The organism is Bordetella pertussis 18323 (assembly GCF_000306945.1).
Lineage (GTDB): Bacteria > Pseudomonadota > Gammaproteobacteria > Burkholderiales > Burkholderiaceae_B > Bordetella > Bordetella pertussis.
In genome coordinates this window covers 2,124,995-2,141,794 of sequence record NC_018518.1, presented here as the reverse complement: position 1 = coordinate 2,141,794, position 16,800 = coordinate 2,124,995, and the positions used below count along the sequence as shown (strand labels likewise).

General features: G+C 69.4%; 17 protein-coding genes and 1 pseudogene. All 18 read left to right on the top strand.

The window, feature by feature from the left end; genetic code table 11:
• Positions 1-9: 9 nt before the first annotated feature.
• The 18 genes and pseudogenes from sucD (at position 10) to BN118_RS21365 (ending at position 16,782) form a co-directional block, all read left to right on the top strand.
• Complete coding sequence (sucD, locus tag BN118_RS10075) at positions 10-891, top strand: succinate--CoA ligase subunit alpha (RefSeq protein ID WP_003812748.1); 882 nt, start codon at positions 10-12, stop codon at positions 889-891.
• Between the two features lie 275 nt (positions 892-1,166).
• On the top strand, positions 1,167-1,862 hold the full coding sequence (locus tag BN118_RS10070) for a TerC family protein (RefSeq protein WP_010930987.1): 696 nt from the start codon (positions 1,167-1,169) through the stop codon (positions 1,860-1,862).
• Positions 1,863-2,020: 158 nt separating this feature from the next.
• Positions 2,021-2,740, top strand: coding sequence for a TerC family protein (locus BN118_RS10065; protein WP_014905786.1), 720 nt, complete (start codon positions 2,021-2,023; stop codon positions 2,738-2,740).
• On the top strand, positions 2,727-2,849 hold the full coding sequence (locus tag BN118_RS21065) for a hypothetical protein (RefSeq protein WP_019247280.1): 123 nt from the start codon (positions 2,727-2,729) through the stop codon (positions 2,847-2,849). Before BN118_RS10065 ends, BN118_RS21065 begins: the two co-directional genes overlap by 14 nt.
• A 9-nt stretch (positions 2,850-2,858) precedes the next feature.
• Positions 2,859-3,803: a hydroxymethylbilane synthase gene (gene hemC, locus BN118_RS10055; RefSeq protein ID WP_003820470.1), complete on the top strand. Its 945-nt coding sequence runs from the start codon at positions 2,859-2,861 to the stop codon at positions 3,801-3,803.
• A 32-nt stretch (positions 3,804-3,835) separates the two neighbouring features.
• Positions 3,836-4,624 carry a uroporphyrinogen-III synthase gene (locus BN118_RS10050; protein ID WP_010930985.1) on the top strand — a complete coding sequence of 263 codons (789 nt, stop codon included), beginning with the start codon at positions 3,836-3,838 and terminating at the stop codon, positions 4,622-4,624.
• 37 nt (positions 4,625-4,661) lie between these two features.
• On the top strand, positions 4,662-5,846 hold the full coding sequence (locus BN118_RS10045) for a uroporphyrinogen-III C-methyltransferase (protein ID WP_014905785.1): 1,185 nt from the start codon (positions 4,662-4,664) through the stop codon (positions 5,844-5,846).
• A gap of 3 nt (positions 5,847-5,849) precedes the next feature.
• Complete coding sequence (locus tag BN118_RS10040) at positions 5,850-7,445, top strand: heme biosynthesis HemY N-terminal domain-containing protein (RefSeq protein ID WP_010930983.1); 1,596 nt, start codon at positions 5,850-5,852, stop codon at positions 7,443-7,445.
• 28 nt (positions 7,446-7,473) lie between these two features.
• Entirely contained in the window at positions 7,474-8,010 is a 537-nt protein-coding gene (gene ppa / locus BN118_RS10035; protein ID WP_003812734.1) for an inorganic diphosphatase, read from the top strand.
• Positions 8,011-8,204: 194 nt separating this feature from the next.
• A complete protein-coding gene (locus tag BN118_RS10030; protein WP_010930981.1) occupies positions 8,205-8,900 on the top strand; it encodes a fumarylacetoacetate hydrolase family protein in 696 nt (231 codons plus the stop codon).
• Between the two features lie 26 nt (positions 8,901-8,926).
• Complete coding sequence (locus BN118_RS10025; protein ID WP_003812730.1) at positions 8,927-9,058, top strand: entericidin A/B family lipoprotein; 132 nt, start codon at positions 8,927-8,929, stop codon at positions 9,056-9,058.
• A 193-nt stretch (positions 9,059-9,251) separates the two neighbouring features.
• On the top strand, positions 9,252-9,515 hold the full coding sequence (locus tag BN118_RS10020) for a membrane protein (RefSeq protein ID WP_003812728.1): 264 nt from the start codon (positions 9,252-9,254) through the stop codon (positions 9,513-9,515).
• On the top strand, positions 9,512-10,828 hold the full coding sequence (locus tag BN118_RS10015) for a hypothetical protein (RefSeq protein ID WP_014905784.1): 1,317 nt from the start codon (positions 9,512-9,514) through the stop codon (positions 10,826-10,828). Before BN118_RS10020 ends, BN118_RS10015 begins: the two co-directional genes overlap by 4 nt.
• Entirely contained in the window at positions 10,825-12,075 is a 1,251-nt protein-coding gene (locus tag BN118_RS20785) for a hypothetical protein (RefSeq protein WP_227914992.1), read from the top strand. The genes BN118_RS10015 and BN118_RS20785 overlap by 4 nt, the downstream gene beginning before the upstream one ends.
• Positions 12,072-12,917 carry a Flp pilus assembly protein CpaB gene (gene cpaB, locus BN118_RS10000; protein ID WP_010930978.1) on the top strand — a complete coding sequence of 282 codons (846 nt, stop codon included), beginning with the start codon at positions 12,072-12,074 and terminating at the stop codon, positions 12,915-12,917. The genes BN118_RS20785 and cpaB overlap by 4 nt, the downstream gene beginning before the upstream one ends.
• A complete protein-coding gene (locus BN118_RS09995) occupies positions 12,914-14,326 on the top strand; it encodes a type II and III secretion system protein family protein (RefSeq protein WP_014905783.1) in 1,413 nt (470 codons plus the stop codon). The genes cpaB and BN118_RS09995 overlap by 4 nt, the downstream gene beginning before the upstream one ends.
• Positions 14,323-15,940 (top strand): annotated as a pseudogene (locus BN118_RS09990) (ATPase, T2SS/T4P/T4SS family). The gene BN118_RS09995 and the pseudogene BN118_RS09990 overlap by 4 nt, the downstream one beginning before the upstream one ends.
• Positions 15,895-16,782 (top strand): type II secretion system F family protein, encoded by an 888-nt coding sequence (locus tag BN118_RS21365; RefSeq protein WP_374189239.1) that lies wholly within the window; start codon positions 15,895-15,897, stop codon positions 16,780-16,782. Before BN118_RS09990 ends, BN118_RS21365 begins: the two are co-directional and overlap by 46 nt.
• The last annotated feature ends 18 nt before the right edge of the window (positions 16,783-16,800 follow it).

Here is a 16,800-nt window from a genome sequence, read left to right as displayed (position 1 = left end):
GATTCACAAATGTCGATTCTGATCAACAAGGACACCAAAGTCATCACCCAGGGCATCACGGGCAAGACGGGTCAGTTCCATACCCGCATGTGCCGCGAGTACGCCAACGGCAAGGCCGCCTTCGTGGCCGGCGTGAACCCCAAGAAGGCCGGTGAGGATTTCGAAGGCGTGCCCATCTACGCCAACGTCAAGGACGCCAAGGCGGATACCGGCGCTACCGTGTCGGTGATCTACGTGCCGCCGGCGGGCGCCGCGGCCGCGATCTGGGAGGCCGTCGAGGCCGAACTGGACCTGGTGATCTGCATTACCGAAGGCATTCCCGTGCGCGACATGCTGGAAGTGAAGAACCGCATGCAGGCCATGAACAGCAAGACGCTGCTGCTGGGCCCGAACTGCCCCGGCCTGATCACGCCCGACGAAATCAAGATCGGGATCATGCCCGGCCACATCCACCGCAAGGGCCGCATCGGCATCGTCAGCCGCTCCGGTACGCTGACCTACGAAGCCGTGGCGCAAGTCACCGAGCTCGGCCTGGGCCAGTCCAGCGCCGTGGGCATCGGCGGCGATCCCATCAACGGCCTGAAGCACGTCGACGTGCTCAAGCTGTTCAATGACGATCCCGACACCGACGCCGTCATCATGATCGGCGAGATCGGCGGTCCGGACGAAGTCAATGCCGCGCAGTGGGCCAAGGACAACATGAAGAAGCCCGTGGTCGGCTTCATCGCCGGTGTCACCGCGCCGGCCGGCAAGCGCATGGGCCATGCTGGCGCCCTGATCTCGGGCGGCGCCGACACGGCCGATGCCAAGCTGGAAGTGATGGAAGCGTGCGGTATCCGTACCACGCGCAACCCGTCGGAAATGGGCAAGCTGCTCAAGTCCGTGCTGTAATCACGCGCCGGACAGCCCGCCTGTCCCAGGACGGCCCGCGATCGCGGGCCGTTTTTTTTCGCATGCCGCGGCCGGCTGAAAGCGGATTGAAAGAATATTGAAAGTGAATTGAAAAGAGAGGAATTCGCGCGAACCTATAATCAAAAGCGAGGGGCTTTTCGATTTGCCTGTCCACCCACGCACCAAGAATGCCGCCAGGGCTCGCCTGGTCGAAGGCGGCCACGCGTGTCTTGTGTTTGTTCAATCCTAGGGGATCATCACTAGGAAAGAGAGGAATGGAACTTAGTTCTGCGGCGTTCTGGATCGCCTTGCTCCAGATTATTTGGGTAAACATACTGCTATCGGGAGACAACGCCGTGGTGATCGCGCTGGCCGCGCGCTCGCTACCCCCGGATCAGCAGAAGAAGGCCATCGTGGTCGGGTCGGCCGCGGTAATCGTGATGCGTATCGCGCTGACGCTGGTGGCCGCCAAGTTGCTGCTGTTGCCCTGGCTGAAGCTGATCGGGGCCGCGCTGCTGGTCTATATCGGCGTGTCGCTGCTGCTGCCCGAGGGCGAGGACGATGGCGCGGAAAAGGGCCATGGCTCGCTGCTTGTCGCGATCCGGACCATCATGATCGCCGACCTGGTCATGAGCCTGGACAACGTGGTGGCTGTCGCCGCCGCGGCCATGGGCGACACCACGCTGCTGGTGCTGGGCCTGGCCATCAGCATCCCGCTGGTCATATTCGGTAGCGCACTGTTGCTCAAGGTGATCGAGCGTTTTCCCATCATCGTCTGGGTGGGGGCGGCGCTGCTGGGTTTCATCGCCGGCGAACTGCTGGTGGGCGATCCTGCACTGGAAGAATCGGTGGCGCGGATCGACACCATGCTGGGTGTCACGCAACACGATTTCGCGCTGATGGTAGGCGCAATTGGTGCAATCCTGGTGCTGGCGCTGGGCAAAATTTTCCAGGCCAGGCAACGGGCCTGACGCAAAGCTGAACTACAATAGCGGGCTGTTCGGGCCCCGCCTTCAGGCGGGGCTGACCAGCCCGTTTTCTTTTGGCCGCGTTTTGCCACGGCGAGGCTGACGGCGGTCTTCCCGGTATTTCTCCGGTTTTTACAAATAACGCCTGTTGGGGGTTCCAAATGCTTGAGTTTTTCCAGACGCTGAGTTGGGCGGCAGTCTTCCAGATCATCCTCATCGACATCCTGCTGGGTGGCGACAACGCGGTCGTGATCGCGCTGGCGTGTCGAAATCTCGCGCCCAAGCAGCGCATGCAAGGCATCCTGTGGGGGACGGCCGGCGCCATCATCCTGCGCGTGGTGCTGATTGCCTTCGCCCTCACGCTGCTGAACATCCCGTTCCTGAAGGTCGTGGGCGGCCTGCTGCTGGTCTGGATCGGCGTCAAGCTGCTGGTGCCCGAGGACGAAGGGCATGACAGCATCAAGGGCGGCACGTCCATCGTCGCCGTGGTCAAGACCATCATCATCGCCGACTTCGTGATGAGCCTGGACAACGTCATCGCCATTGCCGGCGCGGCGCAGAACGCCCATGCCGACCACCAGATCGGCCTGGTGGTCTTCGGCCTGGTGGTCAGCGTGCCCATCATCATCTGGGGCAGCACGCTGGTGCTCAAGCTGATCGACCGCTTCCCGATGGTCGTCACCTTCGGCGCGGCGCTGCTGGGCTGGATCGCCGGCGGCATGCTGATTACCGACGTGTTTGTCGTGCGTCAATTCGGCGAACAGCCCAGCGCGGTTAAAATCGGCGTTGAAATTGCCGGTGCGCTGCTCGTCGTTCTCCTCGGGCGGTGGCTGGCAAGCCGTAAAACCGCTTCCAAGGAATCCGTCAATGAGTCTGCGTAAGACTTCCAACCCCCAGCAAAACGAATCGGGCCTGAGCCTGCTGCAAGGCCTGTTCGTGCTGGCCATCCTGGGGGTGGTGGCTTCGGTCATCGTCTCCAGCTTTCTCTGACGCCCTGACGTGGCCGCTGTAGAACGCCTGACCATCGCCACGCGCGCCAGCCGGCTTGCCTTGTGGCAAGCCGAGCATGTGCGCGATCTGCTGCGCGCGCGCTACCCGGCGTGCAGCGTCGAGTTGCTGACGCTGACCACGCGCGGCGACCAGATCCTGGACCGCACCCTATCCAAGGTGGGCGGCAAGGGCTTGTTCGTCAAGGAACTCGAAACCGCCTTGCTCGACGGCCGCGCCGATCTCGCGGTGCATTCGCTCAAGGACGTGCCGGTGGACCTGCACGCGCCGTTCGAGCTGAGCTGCGTGCTCGAGCGCGCCGATCCGCGCGATGCGTTCGTCTCCAACGATTACGGCAGCCTGGCCGACCTGCCGCCCGGGGCGGCGGTCGGCACGTCCAGCCTGCGGCGCGAGTCGCAGATCCGCGCCCGCTATCCGCACCTGGTCGTCAAGCCGCTGCGGGGCAATCTCGATACGCGCCTGGGCAAGCTGGACAACGGCGATTACGCCGCCATCGTGCTGGCCGCGGCGGGCCTGGAGCGCCTGGGCCTGGCGGCCCGCATCCGCGCGCTGCTGGAACCGGACGACAGCCTGCCCGCGGCCGGGCAGGGCGCGCTGGGCATCGAGATCCTGCAGGGCCGCGCCGATGTGCGCGCCATGCTGGCGCCGCTGGGCGACGCCGCCACCCTGGCCTGCGTGACCGCCGAGCGCGCGGTCTCGCGCATGCTGGGCGGATCGTGCCAGGTGCCGCTGGCGGCCTATGCCCGTATCGATGGCGATGAGCTCGCCTTGCGCGCGCTGGTCGCCGCGCCCGACGGCCGCCGCATCGTGCGGGCCGAGCGCCGCGGTCCGCGCGACCAGGCCCAGGCCATCGGCGAGTCGGCCGCGCGCGACTTGCTGGCCGACGGCGCCGACGCAATACTGGCCGAATTGCTGCCAACCTCGCCCGCGCCTTGACAGGGCGGTCGGGCCCTCGCGGGGGCTTGCCTATGTCGCAGATTGCCATCCTGACACGGCCGCAAGGCCGCAATGGCGCGCTTGCGCAACGCCTGCACGACGCCGGTTGGCAGACCCTTTGCCTGCCGGCCTTGCGCATCGAGCCGTTGCCGCCCGAAAACGGCGTGGTGCCGCTGCCGCGCGACTACGACCTGGTGGTGTTTGTCAGCGGCAACGCGGCGCGCCTGTACCTGGAGCAGCTGAGGGAGCGGGGCGAATTGCCATGGCCGGCAGGCGCGGTCGCCGCCACCGTGGGCCCGGCCAGCGCCCGCGCCCTGCTGGATTCGGGCCAGTTTGGCGCCGATACAACAGTTTTGCACCCCGCGGAAACCGCGCCCACCCACGATTCGGAAGCCTTGTGGGCCTTGTTGCGGGCGCGTCCGGCATTGCCGCGCCGCGCGCTGCTGGTGCGCGGCACGCAGGGGCGCGACTGGCTGGCCGATCGCCTGGTTGCGGCTGGCGTGGAGGTCAGCCGCCACGCCGTCTACCGCCGGCGGCCCGCGCCCTGGGCGCAGGAGGGGCGCCAGCGCCTGCGCGACTGGGCCCTGGCGGGCGAGCGCCCGACCTGGCTGCTCACCAGCGGCGAGGGCATCGACGCGCTGGTTCAGGGCCTGCGCGAGGAGCAATTGCTGGACTGGTGGCTGCAGGGCCGTTTCGTCGTCACGCACCCCGTGCTGGCCGAGCGGCTGCGGGCGCTGGCCGGTGGCGGCGCCGATGCGCCAATGGTAAAAAACTGCATGCCTGCCGATGAGGCGATCTTCGCGACTTTTGTTGCGGCTTGAATCGTCGTTACATGCCATCACCGAATACAATCGCGTCATGACAGACAACACCTCCGCTACTCCGCCCGGCACCGTACCGGGTACGCCGGGCACGGCCGCCGCCGACGAGGCCGTCGCGAGCCAGTCGCGCAAGGGCAAGGGCGTAAACAGTACGCTCGTTACCGCGCTTATCATCGTCATCCTGCTGGCCGTCGGCCTGGGGTGGGCCGCATGGCTGCAGCGCAAGCAATTCGTCAGCGCCGGCCAGGAAGTGGCCGCCCGTCTCAATACGCTGGGCGCCGAGCTGACGCAGTCGCGCAACGACATGCGCGAGGCGCTGGCGCTGGCGCAGGCGCAGTCCGGCAAGGTGGCCGAGCTCGAAGGCAAGGTGCGCGAAGCGCAAAGCCAGTACAGCGCGCTGCAGCAGGCGCTGCAGAACCTCAACGACGGCGCCAGCGACGAAATGCTGGCCAACGACATCGAGCGCCTGATCACCATCGCCAGCCAGCAACTGCGCCTGGCCGGCAATGTCAGCAATGCCATCGTGGCCCTGGAAACGGCCCAGGCTCGCCTGGCGCGCGCCGACCGGCCGCGCTTTGCCAGCCTGCAGCAAAGCATCAACGGCGACCTGGACCGCCTGCGCGCGGTCGGCGTGGTCGACATCGCGGCTCAATCGGCCCGCATCGATCGCCTGGTGGCCCTGGTGGGCCGGGCGCCGTTGCTGGTGCCTGACGCGGCCGCGCCTGGCGTGACCGCCGTGCCCCAGGCGAACGAGGCCGTGTCGGCTAGCGTCGATCCGGGCGCCGACCTGCCGGCCGATGCGGCCTGGTGGCAGCGCTGGCAGGCCGAGATCGCCTCCTGGCCGGGCCGCGCCGGCAGTGCGCTGGCCCATGAGCTGGGCGACCTGATCCGCGTGCAGCGTGTCGATCAGCCCACGGCGCTGCTGCTTTCGCCCGAGCAGGCCGGCCAGCTGCGTTCCACGCTGCGCCAGCGCCTGCTCACGGCGCAGTTGTCGATGCTGATGCGCCAGCCCGCTGTCTGGAATAGCGAACTGGACGCGGTGGCCGCGACCCTGGCCCAGTATTTCGACGGCAAGGCGCCGGATACCGTCGCCGCGCTGGCGCTGGCCCGCGAACTGGGACAGGTCGAGATCGCCGTGCGCGTCCCCGATGTGGCCGACAGCCTCAATGGCATTGCGGCCCTGCGCGCGGCCGGCTTCAACGCCGACGGGCAACAGGACTGACGCATGCGTACCTGGTTCTGGACTCTATTGTTGGCCGTTGTCGCGGTGGCGCTGGCCGTCGTGCTGCGCGCCCACGCGGGCAACGTCTTGCTGCTGGTCTGGCCGTGGCGCATCGAGTTGTCGCTGACGCTGACGGTATTGCTGCTGGTGGCCGCCTTCGTCACGCTGTACGTCGGCCTGCGCCTGCTGGCCTGGCTGGTGGCCATTCCCGATCGCTTGCGCGCCTGGCGCGGCCGCCGTGCCCAGGAACGCGACCACGAACTGCTCGAACGCGGCTGGATCGGCCTGCTGGAAGGGCGTTTCGCGCAGGCCGAGAAGGACCTGTCGAAGCTGTTCGACCAGACCAAGGTGCGCAGCAGCCGCGTCCTGGCGGCGCTGTCGGGCGCGCGCGCGGCGCATAACCTGGGCGAGTACGAGCGCCGGGACCGCATGCTGGAATCCGCCCGCGAACAGGCAGGCGAGGATGCCGGGCTGCAGGAAGCCACCGCCACGGTATCGGCCGACATGCTGCTGGACCAGGGGCGCGCCCAGCAGGCGCTGGACCTGCTGGAGCCGCTGCAGGACGGCGGCGCGCGCCATCTGCACACCATGCGCCTGCTGCTGCGCGCCGAGACGGCCTTGCAGCATCACGAGCGCGTGTTCATGCTGGCGCGCGGCCTGTTGCGGCGCAATGCCATCGGCAAGGCCGAGGCCGAGCAGCTGATCGACAGCGCGGGCGCCGCGCGCCTGCGCGCAGGCATGGCCGTGGACCAGTGGCGCCCCATCTGGAAAGACCTCAAGAGCGATGAGCGGCTGTTGCCGAACATCGCGCTGGCCGGCGCTGCCGCCTTCGAGGACGCGGGCGAGGCCAACGAGGCCGCGCGCATTCTCGAGGCCGCGGTGGCGGTCAAGTTCAACCCCGCGCTGGTGGCCGCCTATGCGCGCTGCGATGCCGCCCAGGTGCCGCACCGCCTTGCCAAGGCCGAGACCTGGCTGCAGCAGCGTCCGGCCGATACCGACCTGCTGACGGCGCTGGGCCTGCTGTGCCTGAACGGACAGCTGTGGAGGCAGGCGGAACGCTATCTGCAACGCAGCGTCAGCCGGCGCAACGATCCGCAGGCGCATGCCTTGCTGGGCAGCCTGTACGACAGGCTGGACCGGCCCGCCGACGCGGCGCGCCACTGGCGCCAGGCCACCGCGGCCCGCGTGGCGCTGCCGGTGCTGGTGGCGGACATCGCGTTGCCGGCGGCCGACACCAAGGCCGACCCCGCGTGGCTGGACGCCGAGCGCGAGTACGTGCCCAATATGTCGGAATACACCGCGCCCGTCATCGCCGAGGCGCCGCCCGAAGCCGAGCCGGGCGCTGTCGACTACGTGCTCGATCCGGATGCGCGCGCAGCGGGCGAGCACGAGCCCGCGTCCGCCGTCGCGCCCGAACCCGTCAGCGTGCCGCCGCGCACCGCCATCGATATCGAAGACTACTTCGACAGCGCGCCCATTCCGGCGGCCGCCATCGAAGCGCCGGTCTCGAGCTATCGCGCCGGCGCGGACGACGAGCAACCGGCCAAGCCCGGCGGCGCCGGATCATCCGCCGGCCCGGCGTCCGGCGACAAAGCCTGATTTCATTTTCATCAAGACAAGGTCAATCATGAGTCTAGATCGTGTCGCTCCTGGCAAGAAGCTGCCGGACGATTTCAACGTCATCATCGAAATCCCCATGAACGCCGACCCGGTGAAGTACGAGGTCGACAAGGAGTCCGGCGCGATTTTCGTCGACCGCTTCATGCTGACGGCCATGCACTATCCGTGCAACTACGGCTACATCCCGCAGACGCTGTCGGAAGATGGCGATCCCGCCGATGTGCTGGTTCTCACGCCGTTCCCGATCCAGATTGGCGCCGTGGTGCGCTGCCGCGCCATTGGCGTGCTGGAGATGGACGACGAGTCCGGCGGCGATGCCAAGCTGCTGGCGGTGCCCATCGAGAAGCTGTACCCGCCGTACCGCAACATCAAGTCGTACGAGGACCTGCCGGCCGAAGACGTCAGCCGCATCCAGCATTTCTTCGAGCACTACAAGGATCTGGAAAAGGGCAAGTGGGTCAAGGTCAAGGGTTGGAAGGGCGTGGACGCCGCGCACGAGGAAATCGTGCGCAGCGCCGAGCGCTACGCCAAGGGCCAGGCCTGAGATAGATTGGCCGCCTGGGGCGGCCGGCGGCGCGGAAGCGACGGCAGGCAGCCGCTCGCATCCGCGCCGTTTTGCGTCATGCTTGCGTCATGCGCCGGGCGCGCCGCGCGCGGCCTGGCCCGAAGCGTATAAACTCGCGCATTGAATATTCTCGCCGGCGTTGTCCGGCCTTGTGTGCTACGAGGTCAAATCACATGGATTACGTATTTCCCCCTTCGCCGCCGGCGGCCGTGCCGGTGGCAGGCGGCAACGCCCGCTTCCCGGTGCGCCGCGTCTATTGCGTGGGCCGCAACTACGCCGAGCATGCCAAGGAAATGGGCTTCACCGGCCGCGAAGATCCGTTCTTCTTCTGCAAGCCTGCCGACGCCATCCTGTCGGTGGGCGATGGCGCCACGGGCGAAATGCCGTACCCGCCCAAAACGGCCAACCTGCACTACGAAATGGAGCTGGTCGTCGTGCTGGGCAAGGGCGGGCGCGACCTGACCGTCGAGCAGGCCGACGAATGCGTATGGGGCTACGCCCTGGGCCTGGACATGACACGCCGCGACCTGCAGGGCGAGGCCAAGAAGCAGGGCCGTCCCTGGGAAGTGGGCAAGGCTTTCGATCTCTCGGCGCCGCTCGGCCCCATCCATCCGCGCAGCGCCGTCGGCACGCTGGACAAAGGCGCCATCTGGCTGGACGTCAATGGCGAGCGCAAGCAATCCAGCGACATTTCGCAGATGATCTGGAACATCCCCGAAAGCATCGCCTATCTGTCGGGCCTGTTCGAGCTGCAACCGGGCGACATCATTTTCACCGGCACGCCGGAAGGCGTGGGCGCGGTGGTCAAGGGAGACGTCATCGTCGGTGGCGTCGAGGGCCTGGGCGAGCTGCGCGTACGCATCGCCTGAACATAGCGTAACGGCGGAGATTTCATATGCGCAGCAAGATTGTGCTGACGGCTTTCGTGGTGTTTGGATTCGTCCTGCAGGGCTGCAACACCGTTGCAGGAATGGGCAAGGACATGTCCGATGCGGGCAGTGCCATTACCCACGCTGCCGAGAAGTAGCCGGCCCGCGCCGGCATGATGCAAGCCCCCGGTCATCCGGGGGCTTTTCTTTTGCCGCGGCGTCCACGGACGGCTGGCGTCGGCGCGCGTCGAGTCAAGTCCCGATGACACATTGATCCGGCTCGGCATGTACGAATTGTAGGCAGGCCCCGCCACGGCCACACTGGGGCCTCGTCGAACAGCAGGAGGGCCTATGTCGGTCAAGCAGCGTCAACTTGGTCAGGGCATGACCGAATACATCATCGTGGTTGCCCTGGTGGCGGTCGCCGCGATCGCCGTGTATCAGTTGTTCGGGCAGGTGGTGCGGTCTCAGACCGCGGCCATGGCGCGCGAACTGGCAGGCGAGGATGGCAGCGCGCAGGCGCGCGCCGCGCAGTCGGCGGCGGGCCGTGCGGCCTCGCAGACACGGGCGCGTTCGCTCAAGTCGTTCACCGGCAATGCCCAGGGCGCCAAATGAGGCCGACTCGCGCGGCCGTCACGCGCCAGGCGGGCCAGGCATTGGCGCTGGGCCTGGCGCTCATGGCGCTGGCCGGCATGGCGTGGCTGGCCCTGTACGGGCTGGGCCAGCGCGCCGGCGCACGGGCGCAGTTGCTGCGGGCGACGGATGCCGCCGCCTACAGCGGGGCCGTGGTCCAGGCGCGCGCGCTGAACCTGCTGGCCTACATACATCGCGCCCAGGTCGGCCACCAGGTCGCGCTGGCGCATCTGGCATCCCTGGCTGCCTGGGCACGATTCGCGCAGACTCAGGCCGCGCGGCGCACTGCACAGAATCCGCCGGTCGCCCTGATCGGGCTGTTGTTCGGGCCTCGCGCGGCACGCGGCTACGGCGCGGCGCAAGATGCGCCTGCCGGCGATCTCATGCAAGCCTATGCCGCGCACGATGAGCTTGCGCACCGCGTTCTGCAGCAGGCTGCCGATACGCTCGCGCGCGATGCGCGCGCCACGCGCGACGCGACCATGCGTGCAGTCCTGCGCGCGCACTATCCGCAAGGCGATGATGGCCTCACCCTCGAAGTGTTGCGCGATGATTGGCCGGGTTACTTGCGGCGCGTCACAGGCACGGGCGCACGCGGGCTGCGAGGGTGGGCGCAGCGCGCGGCGGGTTACTTCGATTTTCTGCAGCCGCGCGACTTCACCCGCGAGGGAAACTGGATCGTTTCGCCGCGCTGCCCCACGCGCCGCCATGAACTGCGCCGGCGCGGCGTCACCTGGCTGGACCGCGATGGCCGCTGGGGCGCAAGCGATACGCTGTCGTTCCATGCTGTGCGCTCCAATCGCTGGATAGGCTGCTACTTTCGCGAGTACGCCATGGGCTGGGGCCTCGCGGCCGACTCCGGCGCGACGCGCGCCGGCCCGCACGTGCTGCGTGCGCCCGAGGATTTCTCGCAACAGGACTTCTGGCGCTGGGTGCATCGCCATACGTCCTGGAATCTGCTTGGCGGCCGGCACAATCCATTGGCGTTGTCGTATGCCGCGTCCCGCCGTCTTTCGCCGGGCGGGCGCGGGTTGCCCGCCGTGTATGAGCCGGCGTCCTCGTCCGAGGCGGCCGTGGGTTTCGAAATACGTACGCAGCGGCGCGAGGAGGGCATCGTCCTGTCGGCGCGGGCCGCCGGGCAAAGCCATTTCTCGTTGCCGCCGGGCACGAGCGTGGCGCGTGGCCGCCCCGATGTGTTGTTCCTGCCCTATTGGCAGGCGCGCCGCGCGGCGGCCGACGCCGCTTTGCCCATGGGGGCGCGGCGTACGGTCCGCGGCCCGGAAAGCCGGCCATGAGGGTCGCGGCCTTCTCCCGCAGGCAACGGGGCCAGGCCCTGGCCGAGGCCTTGCCGTTGCTGGCCGTGTTGCTGTTGGCCTGGGCCGCCGTGGCATGGTTGGGTACGTTGCGCCACCAGGCGCTGCGCTTGGGACAGCACAGCCGGGTCGCGGCGTTCATGGCGGCCGCGGCGGCGCCGTCTGCCCCGCGCACCGCCATCTTGGCGCGGCAGGCCGGCGTTGCCGGGCGCACGGCTGCCGATGGCATGCCTGCCTTGCTGGCGCGCGACTGGCTGCAGGTCGACACGCGCCTGCTGCGTGCGCAAGCCGCCGAGCCCGCGGCCATGCCGGGCGGACTGCTGCGCGAAGGCGCGATTACCGCCGCCCTGAGGGGCGTCACGGTGCTTGCCATCGGCCCCGGGCACGCCTCGGACGCCAGGGGGGGCAACGACAGGCTGGCGCGGTCGGTCGCCGGCTGGCAGCTTGCGCACCGAGCGGCGGCGCGTGCGTCCGGTCGAGGCTGCCTGGGGCCTGCGCGACGCCGGGCAGGACTGGCTGCGGACCTGGGCCGATATGGCATCGGCCGATGGCGCCGTGTTGCGGAGGCAACCTTGACGCCCGCCCATCTGGCCGCGTCGGCCTCGACCTGGCTGCACCTGCCGCCCGGCGTGGTTGCGGCGGCGCTGGCGGGGCAGATCCAGATGTTCGGCGTGCCGGCCGAGGTACGCGTATTTCACGCCCCGCAGGGCATCGACGCCTTGCTCGCGCATTTCGCGACGCGTCACGCCGAGCTGCGCGATCTCACCGTGCTGCCGGGTCTGGCGGTGCTGGCGGGCGGGGCAGGCGACTGCACCCATACGATCAGCCTGGCGCCGCAATTCGGTGGGGTCGAGGGCGTTGCGGCGCGGCTGTGCTGGCCGCGCGGCCTGCCGAGCCGACAGCCGTTGGCCGACGTGCTGCTGCCGCCGCATGCGCGCCTGCGCCTGGATGTTGCTACCCGTGACGGGCCAGTCTCGGTGGCGCAGCAGGTCTGGCATTGGCGTGCCGCCGGGCCGACCGTGACGGCTCGGTGGGCCGTGCGACGCGAAGCGCGCTTGCGCGCGTCCGGTTGGCGCCTGCAGGGCGCGGCTGGCCCGGCATGCCGCTGCGGCGCGCCGCAGACCTGGCTGCGTGCCGGACCGCAGGGGCGCGAGCGCCTGTCGCTGCAGCCGGCATTGCACGCCAACGGATGCGGCATGCGGCTGCTGCATATCGGCGGTGCGCCATGAGGGCGGCGCGATGGCGCCAAGGCTTGCGCGCGCTCGGCGGTTACGCCTTCGCGCTGGTCGCCGGGTCGTTGGCGGCATGGGCGGCCCGCGAACACATACAGCGGCGTGTCCACGACATCGAGCAGCAAGCGCGCGTTCCCATGGTTGCCAGCCTGGTGGCTGCGCTCGATCTCGAGGCTGGCACGCCTTTGCACGACGAACTGGTCGCGGTCCGCGACATGCCCCAGGCGTGGCTGCCGGCTGGCGCCTTGCTGCCCGACGAGGCGGCCCGGCTCGATGGCGCGGTGTTGCGCGCCCCTGTGAAGGCGGGCGAGGCCTTGCAGGCAGCCTTGCTGAGCTACCCGGAACAGACGCCTGCCCTTACCGAACAGCTCGAGGCCGGGCAGGGGGCCATTACCTTGCCGCTGCAGGAGTTGCCGGGCCTGTCGGCGGCGGCGCGTCCCGGCGACCTTGTCGACCTGTATGTCTCGTTCACGCATCGGCAGCGGCAACTCACCATGCCGTTGCTTGCGGGCAGCAAAGTGTTGGCGCTGGATCCCGCCGACGCCCAAGGAGGGGCGTCCACCATCACCCTGCGGGCGTCGGCCCGGGAGGTGGCGCGCCTGGTCGCCGCGCGGCAAGAGGGCACGCTTACCGCGGTGCTGCGGCGCGCCGGCGCACCGGCCCAGGGGCCGGCTCGGGCTTTCGCAGCGCCGTCGGCCCGCGAGGCAGGCGATCTGCCGGCCCTGCTGGGCATGCCGCGCGACGCCGCGCCCCGGGCGGCAGTGCCCGTGCTCTACGGCGATCGGCTCGACGCGCCAGCGGGGGCGTTGCCCGGCGATAGCGAAGCGGCCATGCCATGAGCATGCGGTCCCGGCTACCGTTGCACGCGCGAGGCTGGCTGCCATGGATGGCGGTGTTGCTGGCCGGGGGAACCATGCTCTGGACGCCAGGCGGGCGGGCTGCGCCGCCAGCCCAGCCGGCCGTGCTGCGCATGGAGGTGGGCGAGACGCAGGTCCTTGCGGCGGCTGGCGTCACCCGCGTGGCGGTCGGCAACGGCCAGGTGCTCAGCGCCACCGTGGTCGATGGCGCCGAGGTGGCGCTGTTCGCGCGCCAGCCCGGCACCTCGTCGGTGCATATCTGGTCAGGGCGGGGCGCACGCCAGGCCTATGCCGTGGAGGTTCTGCCGGCGGGCCGGCGCCGCCTGCGCGAGGAAGTGGCTGCCTTGCTGGCGCGCATACCGCGTGCGCGCAGCAGCGCGGTGGGCGCGCATATCGTCATCGAAGGCAGCCAGCTTTCCGAGGACGACCACGCGCGTATCGCCGCCCTGGCGCAGCGCTACCCGGAGGTGCTGGATTTCACCGGCCGGGTCGGCTGGGATCGCATGGTGCTGCTGGATGTACAGGTGGTGGAGCTGCCGCGCCAGAGCCTGCGTGAACTGGGTTTGCGCTGGGACGAGCCGGCCGTCGGCGGCGTGCACGCCGGCGCGGTCTGGAACGGCAGTTCGGCCGCGCTGGCGCCGCCGCCCGGGCCGCTCGCGGGCGCCGCGGCAGTGCGGCATGCAGGCGGGCTGCTGGGCGTCAATGCCTTGCTGTCGGCCCGGTTGTCGGCGCTGGCCCAGCGCGGCGAAGCCGTACTGCTGGCGCAGCCGCAACTGCTGGCCCGCAGCGGCGCGACCGCATCGTTCCAGGCGGGCGGAGAGCTGCCCTACCGGACGACCGACAAGGAAGGCAACGGCACGACCCTGTTCAAACCGTATGGCGTGTCCTTGCAGATAACGCCGCGTATCGATGCCGATGACGCCGTGCACGCCCGCATCGAAGTCGAGGCGAGTTCGGTCGATCCCACGCTGGCGCTGGCCGCGGGGCCGGCCTTGCGCAAGCGCCGCGCGGTAACCGAGTTCAACGTGCATTCCGGCCAGACGCTGGTGTTGGGCGGTTTCCTGTCGCGTGAACGATCGCACGAGGAAAAAGGCCTGCCGTGGCTGAGCGAGCTGCCCTTGATCGGCGCCTTGTTCGGCGCGCGCCGTGCCGCCCTGCGCGAAACCGAGCTGGCCATTTTCGTGACGCCCACCATCGTCTCTCCCTCGGATTCATTCTTGCAACGCCGCGCGCTGCTGGGGCAGATGCAGCTGGATCAGGCATTTCCCGAAGCCCCGCGGCTGGGCACGGGCGCGGCGGCCGACCAGTCCGCCGACTGGAGCCGTCCGGGGGGCGCGGGTTCGCAATGGCGCCGGCCGCTTTGGGCCGACGCACAGGAGGGCGCCCCATGAACGTTCTCGAACTGGCGCTGCATTTCGAGGATGGCGCCCGCCGACGCATGCGGCTGGCCGCGCCGGTGACCATCGGGCGCGGCGCGCAATGCGCGTTACGCATCGCCAACTGGCGAGTGGGCAGGGTGCATGCGCGCCTGTCGTGCCTGGACGGCGCCGTCGTGCTGGAGGATCTGGGCACGCTTGGCGGTACCAGCGTCAATGGCCTGCGCGTGGCCACCCATGCGCCGGTGCTGCCCGACGACGAGATCGTGATCGGCCCGTGCCTGATCCGCGTCAGCGCATGCTGCACCGGTAGCGTGCCCGCGCCGACGCCTGCCGCCTTGCCCGCGGACGGCGCCTCGCGTGGCGAGGATCTCGACGCCGCCCTGCAGCAATCGCTCGTCCTGCTGCCGCACCGGCGCCGCTTGCATGCCGCGCTGCTGGAGGCGCTCGACCTGCGGCGCCGGGACGTGTCGGCCATGAGCGACCGCATGCTGCGTGCACAGGCCGAGCAGCGTCTGGTCGAGCTGGTGGGCCAGGATGGGGAGCTGCCCGAGGGCATCGATCGCGCCCAGCTTTGCCGCGCGGTGCTGGACGAAGCCGTCGGGCTGGGTCCGTTGGAGCCCTTGCTGGCCGATGGCGGCATCAGTGAAATCATGGTCAACCGCCACGACGAGATCTATGTCGAGCGCGCCGGGCGCTTGCAGCGGCACGCGGCCGCATTCAGCAGCGAGCAGGCCGTGCGCTGGGTGGTGGAGCGCATCGTGGCGCCGCTGGGGCGTCGCATCGACGACAGCAGCCCCATGGTCGATGCCCGCTTGCCGGACGGGTCGCGCGTCAATGCGGTGATCGCGCCCATTGCCATCCGCGGCGTGAGCCTGACCATACGCAAGTTTCCACGGCAGCGCCCCGGCATGGCCGACTTGCTGGCGGCCGGTTCGCTCAGCGAGCCCATGGCGCGGTTTCTCCTGCAATGCGTGCACGCACGCAAGAACCTGCTCGTCTCGGGCGGCACGGGCTCGGGCAAGACCACCTTGCTGAACATCCTGTCCAACGCAATCCCCGAAGGCGAGCGCATCGTGACGATCGAAGACGCCGCCGAGCTGCGGCTGGACCATGCGCATCTGGTGGCGCTGGAGGCCCGTCCCGCCAATGCGGAGGGCCGTGGCCGCGTCGACATCCGCGACCTGGTGCGCAACGCCTTGCGCATGCGGCCTGATCGCATCGTGGTGGGCGAGTGCCGCGGCGCAGAGGCCTTCGACATGCTGACGGCCATGAACACCGGCCACGAGGGCTCGTTGACGACGCTGCATGCCAATACGCCGCGTGATGCCCTGGCGCGGCTGGAGGCCATGACGCTGATGGCCGGGCTGGATCTGCCGCTGCCGGTGGTGCGCGAGCATATTGCCGCCAGCATCGACATCATCGTGCAGCAGGCGCGCATGGCCGACGGGCGGCGCATCGTGACGGCGATCGTTGAGATCGCCGGCATGGAAAGCGGCCGCATCCAGACCCAGGAGCTGTTTCGCTACGATGCGCGGCACGGCTTCATCGCGGGCGATGCGCCCGTCCTGGCCGGATGGCGCATGGGCGCGCGGCCCGTTCACGGGGCAGCCGGAGCCGGCGCCATGATCTGGCTGGCCATGGGCATGGCGATGGCGGCGGCGGCATGGCTGGCCTGGCGGGTACTGGCCTGGTCGGGACCCGCGGCAAGGCGCTATCGCGCCGTGTACACGCAACAGGCCGGGGCGCACTTGAGCGAAGTATTCCTGTTCGTCGACCCGGCCCAGTTGTGGGCGGCGGCGTTGGCGATGGCGGCCGCGGGCGGGGCGGGGGCCTGGGTATTTTCGGGTAGCGCCTGGCTGGCGGCGGTGGCCGCCGTGGCCTTGCTGCGCTTGCCGCACCTGCTGTTGGGCGCCGCGCGGCGACGCCGCCTGCGCCAGCTCGAGCGGCAGCTGCCGGGGGCATTGGTGGCCATGGCGTGCGCCTTGCGCGCCGGCGCCGGCATTGCCGCGGCGTTGCGCCAGCTGGTGGAGCATGGCGAGGCGCCGTTGGCCCAGGAGTTCGGGCTGCTGTTGCGCGAGCAGCGCATGGGCGTGTCGTTCGACGCGGCGCTCGCGCGCCTGGCGCGCCGCGCCTCGTTCGAGTCGATGGCGCTGGTTGCGGCGGCCTTGCGCGTGGCGGCCCACACCGGCGGCAATCTGGCCGAGACCCTGGAAGGCATTGCCCAGACGGTATCGGCCCGGCTGCAGTTGCAGGATCGCGTGCGCGCCCTGTGCGCCCAGGGACGCATGCAGGCCTGGATCGTCGGCGCCTTGCCGCCCGTCCTGATGGGCGTGCTCGGACGCCTGCAGCCCGAGGCGATGGCGGCGCTGTGGCATACGTTGTACGGGTGGGCGGCGCTGGCCCTGATCGTCGTGCTGGAAGGGACCGGCATCTGGCTGATCCGCCGCATCGTCGCCATCGACGTTTGAGGAGCCGGGCATGTGGCT

Excerpts from the sequence above, each read along its gene's own strand:
- sucD (WP_003812748.1), top strand. The coding sequence starts at position 10 with ATGTCGATTCTGATCAACAAGGACACCAAAGTCATCACCCAGGGCATC.
- BN118_RS10070 (WP_010930987.1), top strand. The coding sequence starts at position 1,167 with ATGGAACTTAGTTCTGCGGCGTTCTGGATCGCCTTGCTCCAGATTATT.
- BN118_RS10065 (WP_014905786.1), top strand. The coding sequence starts at position 2,021 with ATGCTTGAGTTTTTCCAGACGCTGAGTTGGGCGGCAGTCTTCCAGATC.
- BN118_RS21065 (WP_019247280.1), top strand. The coding sequence starts at position 2,727 with ATGAGTCTGCGTAAGACTTCCAACCCCCAGCAAAACGAATCGGGCCTG.
- BN118_RS10050 (WP_010930985.1), top strand. The coding sequence starts at position 3,836 with ATGTCGCAGATTGCCATCCTGACACGGCCGCAAGGCCGCAATGGCGCG.
- BN118_RS10045 (WP_014905785.1), top strand. The coding sequence starts at position 4,662 with ATGACAGACAACACCTCCGCTACTCCGCCCGGCACCGTACCGGGTACG.
- BN118_RS10040 (WP_010930983.1), top strand. The coding sequence starts at position 5,850 with ATGCGTACCTGGTTCTGGACTCTATTGTTGGCCGTTGTCGCGGTGGCG.
- ppa (WP_003812734.1), top strand. The coding sequence starts at position 7,474 with ATGAGTCTAGATCGTGTCGCTCCTGGCAAGAAGCTGCCGGACGATTTC.
- BN118_RS10030 (WP_010930981.1), top strand. The coding sequence starts at position 8,205 with ATGGATTACGTATTTCCCCCTTCGCCGCCGGCGGCCGTGCCGGTGGCA.
- BN118_RS10025 (WP_003812730.1), top strand. The coding sequence starts at position 8,927 with ATGCGCAGCAAGATTGTGCTGACGGCTTTCGTGGTGTTTGGATTCGTC.
- BN118_RS10020 (WP_003812728.1), top strand. The coding sequence starts at position 9,252 with ATGTCGGTCAAGCAGCGTCAACTTGGTCAGGGCATGACCGAATACATC.
- BN118_RS10015 (WP_014905784.1), top strand. The coding sequence starts at position 9,512 with ATGAGGCCGACTCGCGCGGCCGTCACGCGCCAGGCGGGCCAGGCATTG.
- BN118_RS20785 (WP_227914992.1), top strand. The coding sequence starts at position 10,825 with ATGAGGGTCGCGGCCTTCTCCCGCAGGCAACGGGGCCAGGCCCTGGCC.
- cpaB (WP_010930978.1), top strand. The coding sequence starts at position 12,072 with ATGAGGGCGGCGCGATGGCGCCAAGGCTTGCGCGCGCTCGGCGGTTAC.
- BN118_RS09995 (WP_014905783.1), top strand. The coding sequence starts at position 12,914 with ATGAGCATGCGGTCCCGGCTACCGTTGCACGCGCGAGGCTGGCTGCCA.
- BN118_RS21365 (WP_374189239.1), top strand. The coding sequence starts at position 15,895 with ATGGGCGCGCGGCCCGTTCACGGGGCAGCCGGAGCCGGCGCCATGATC.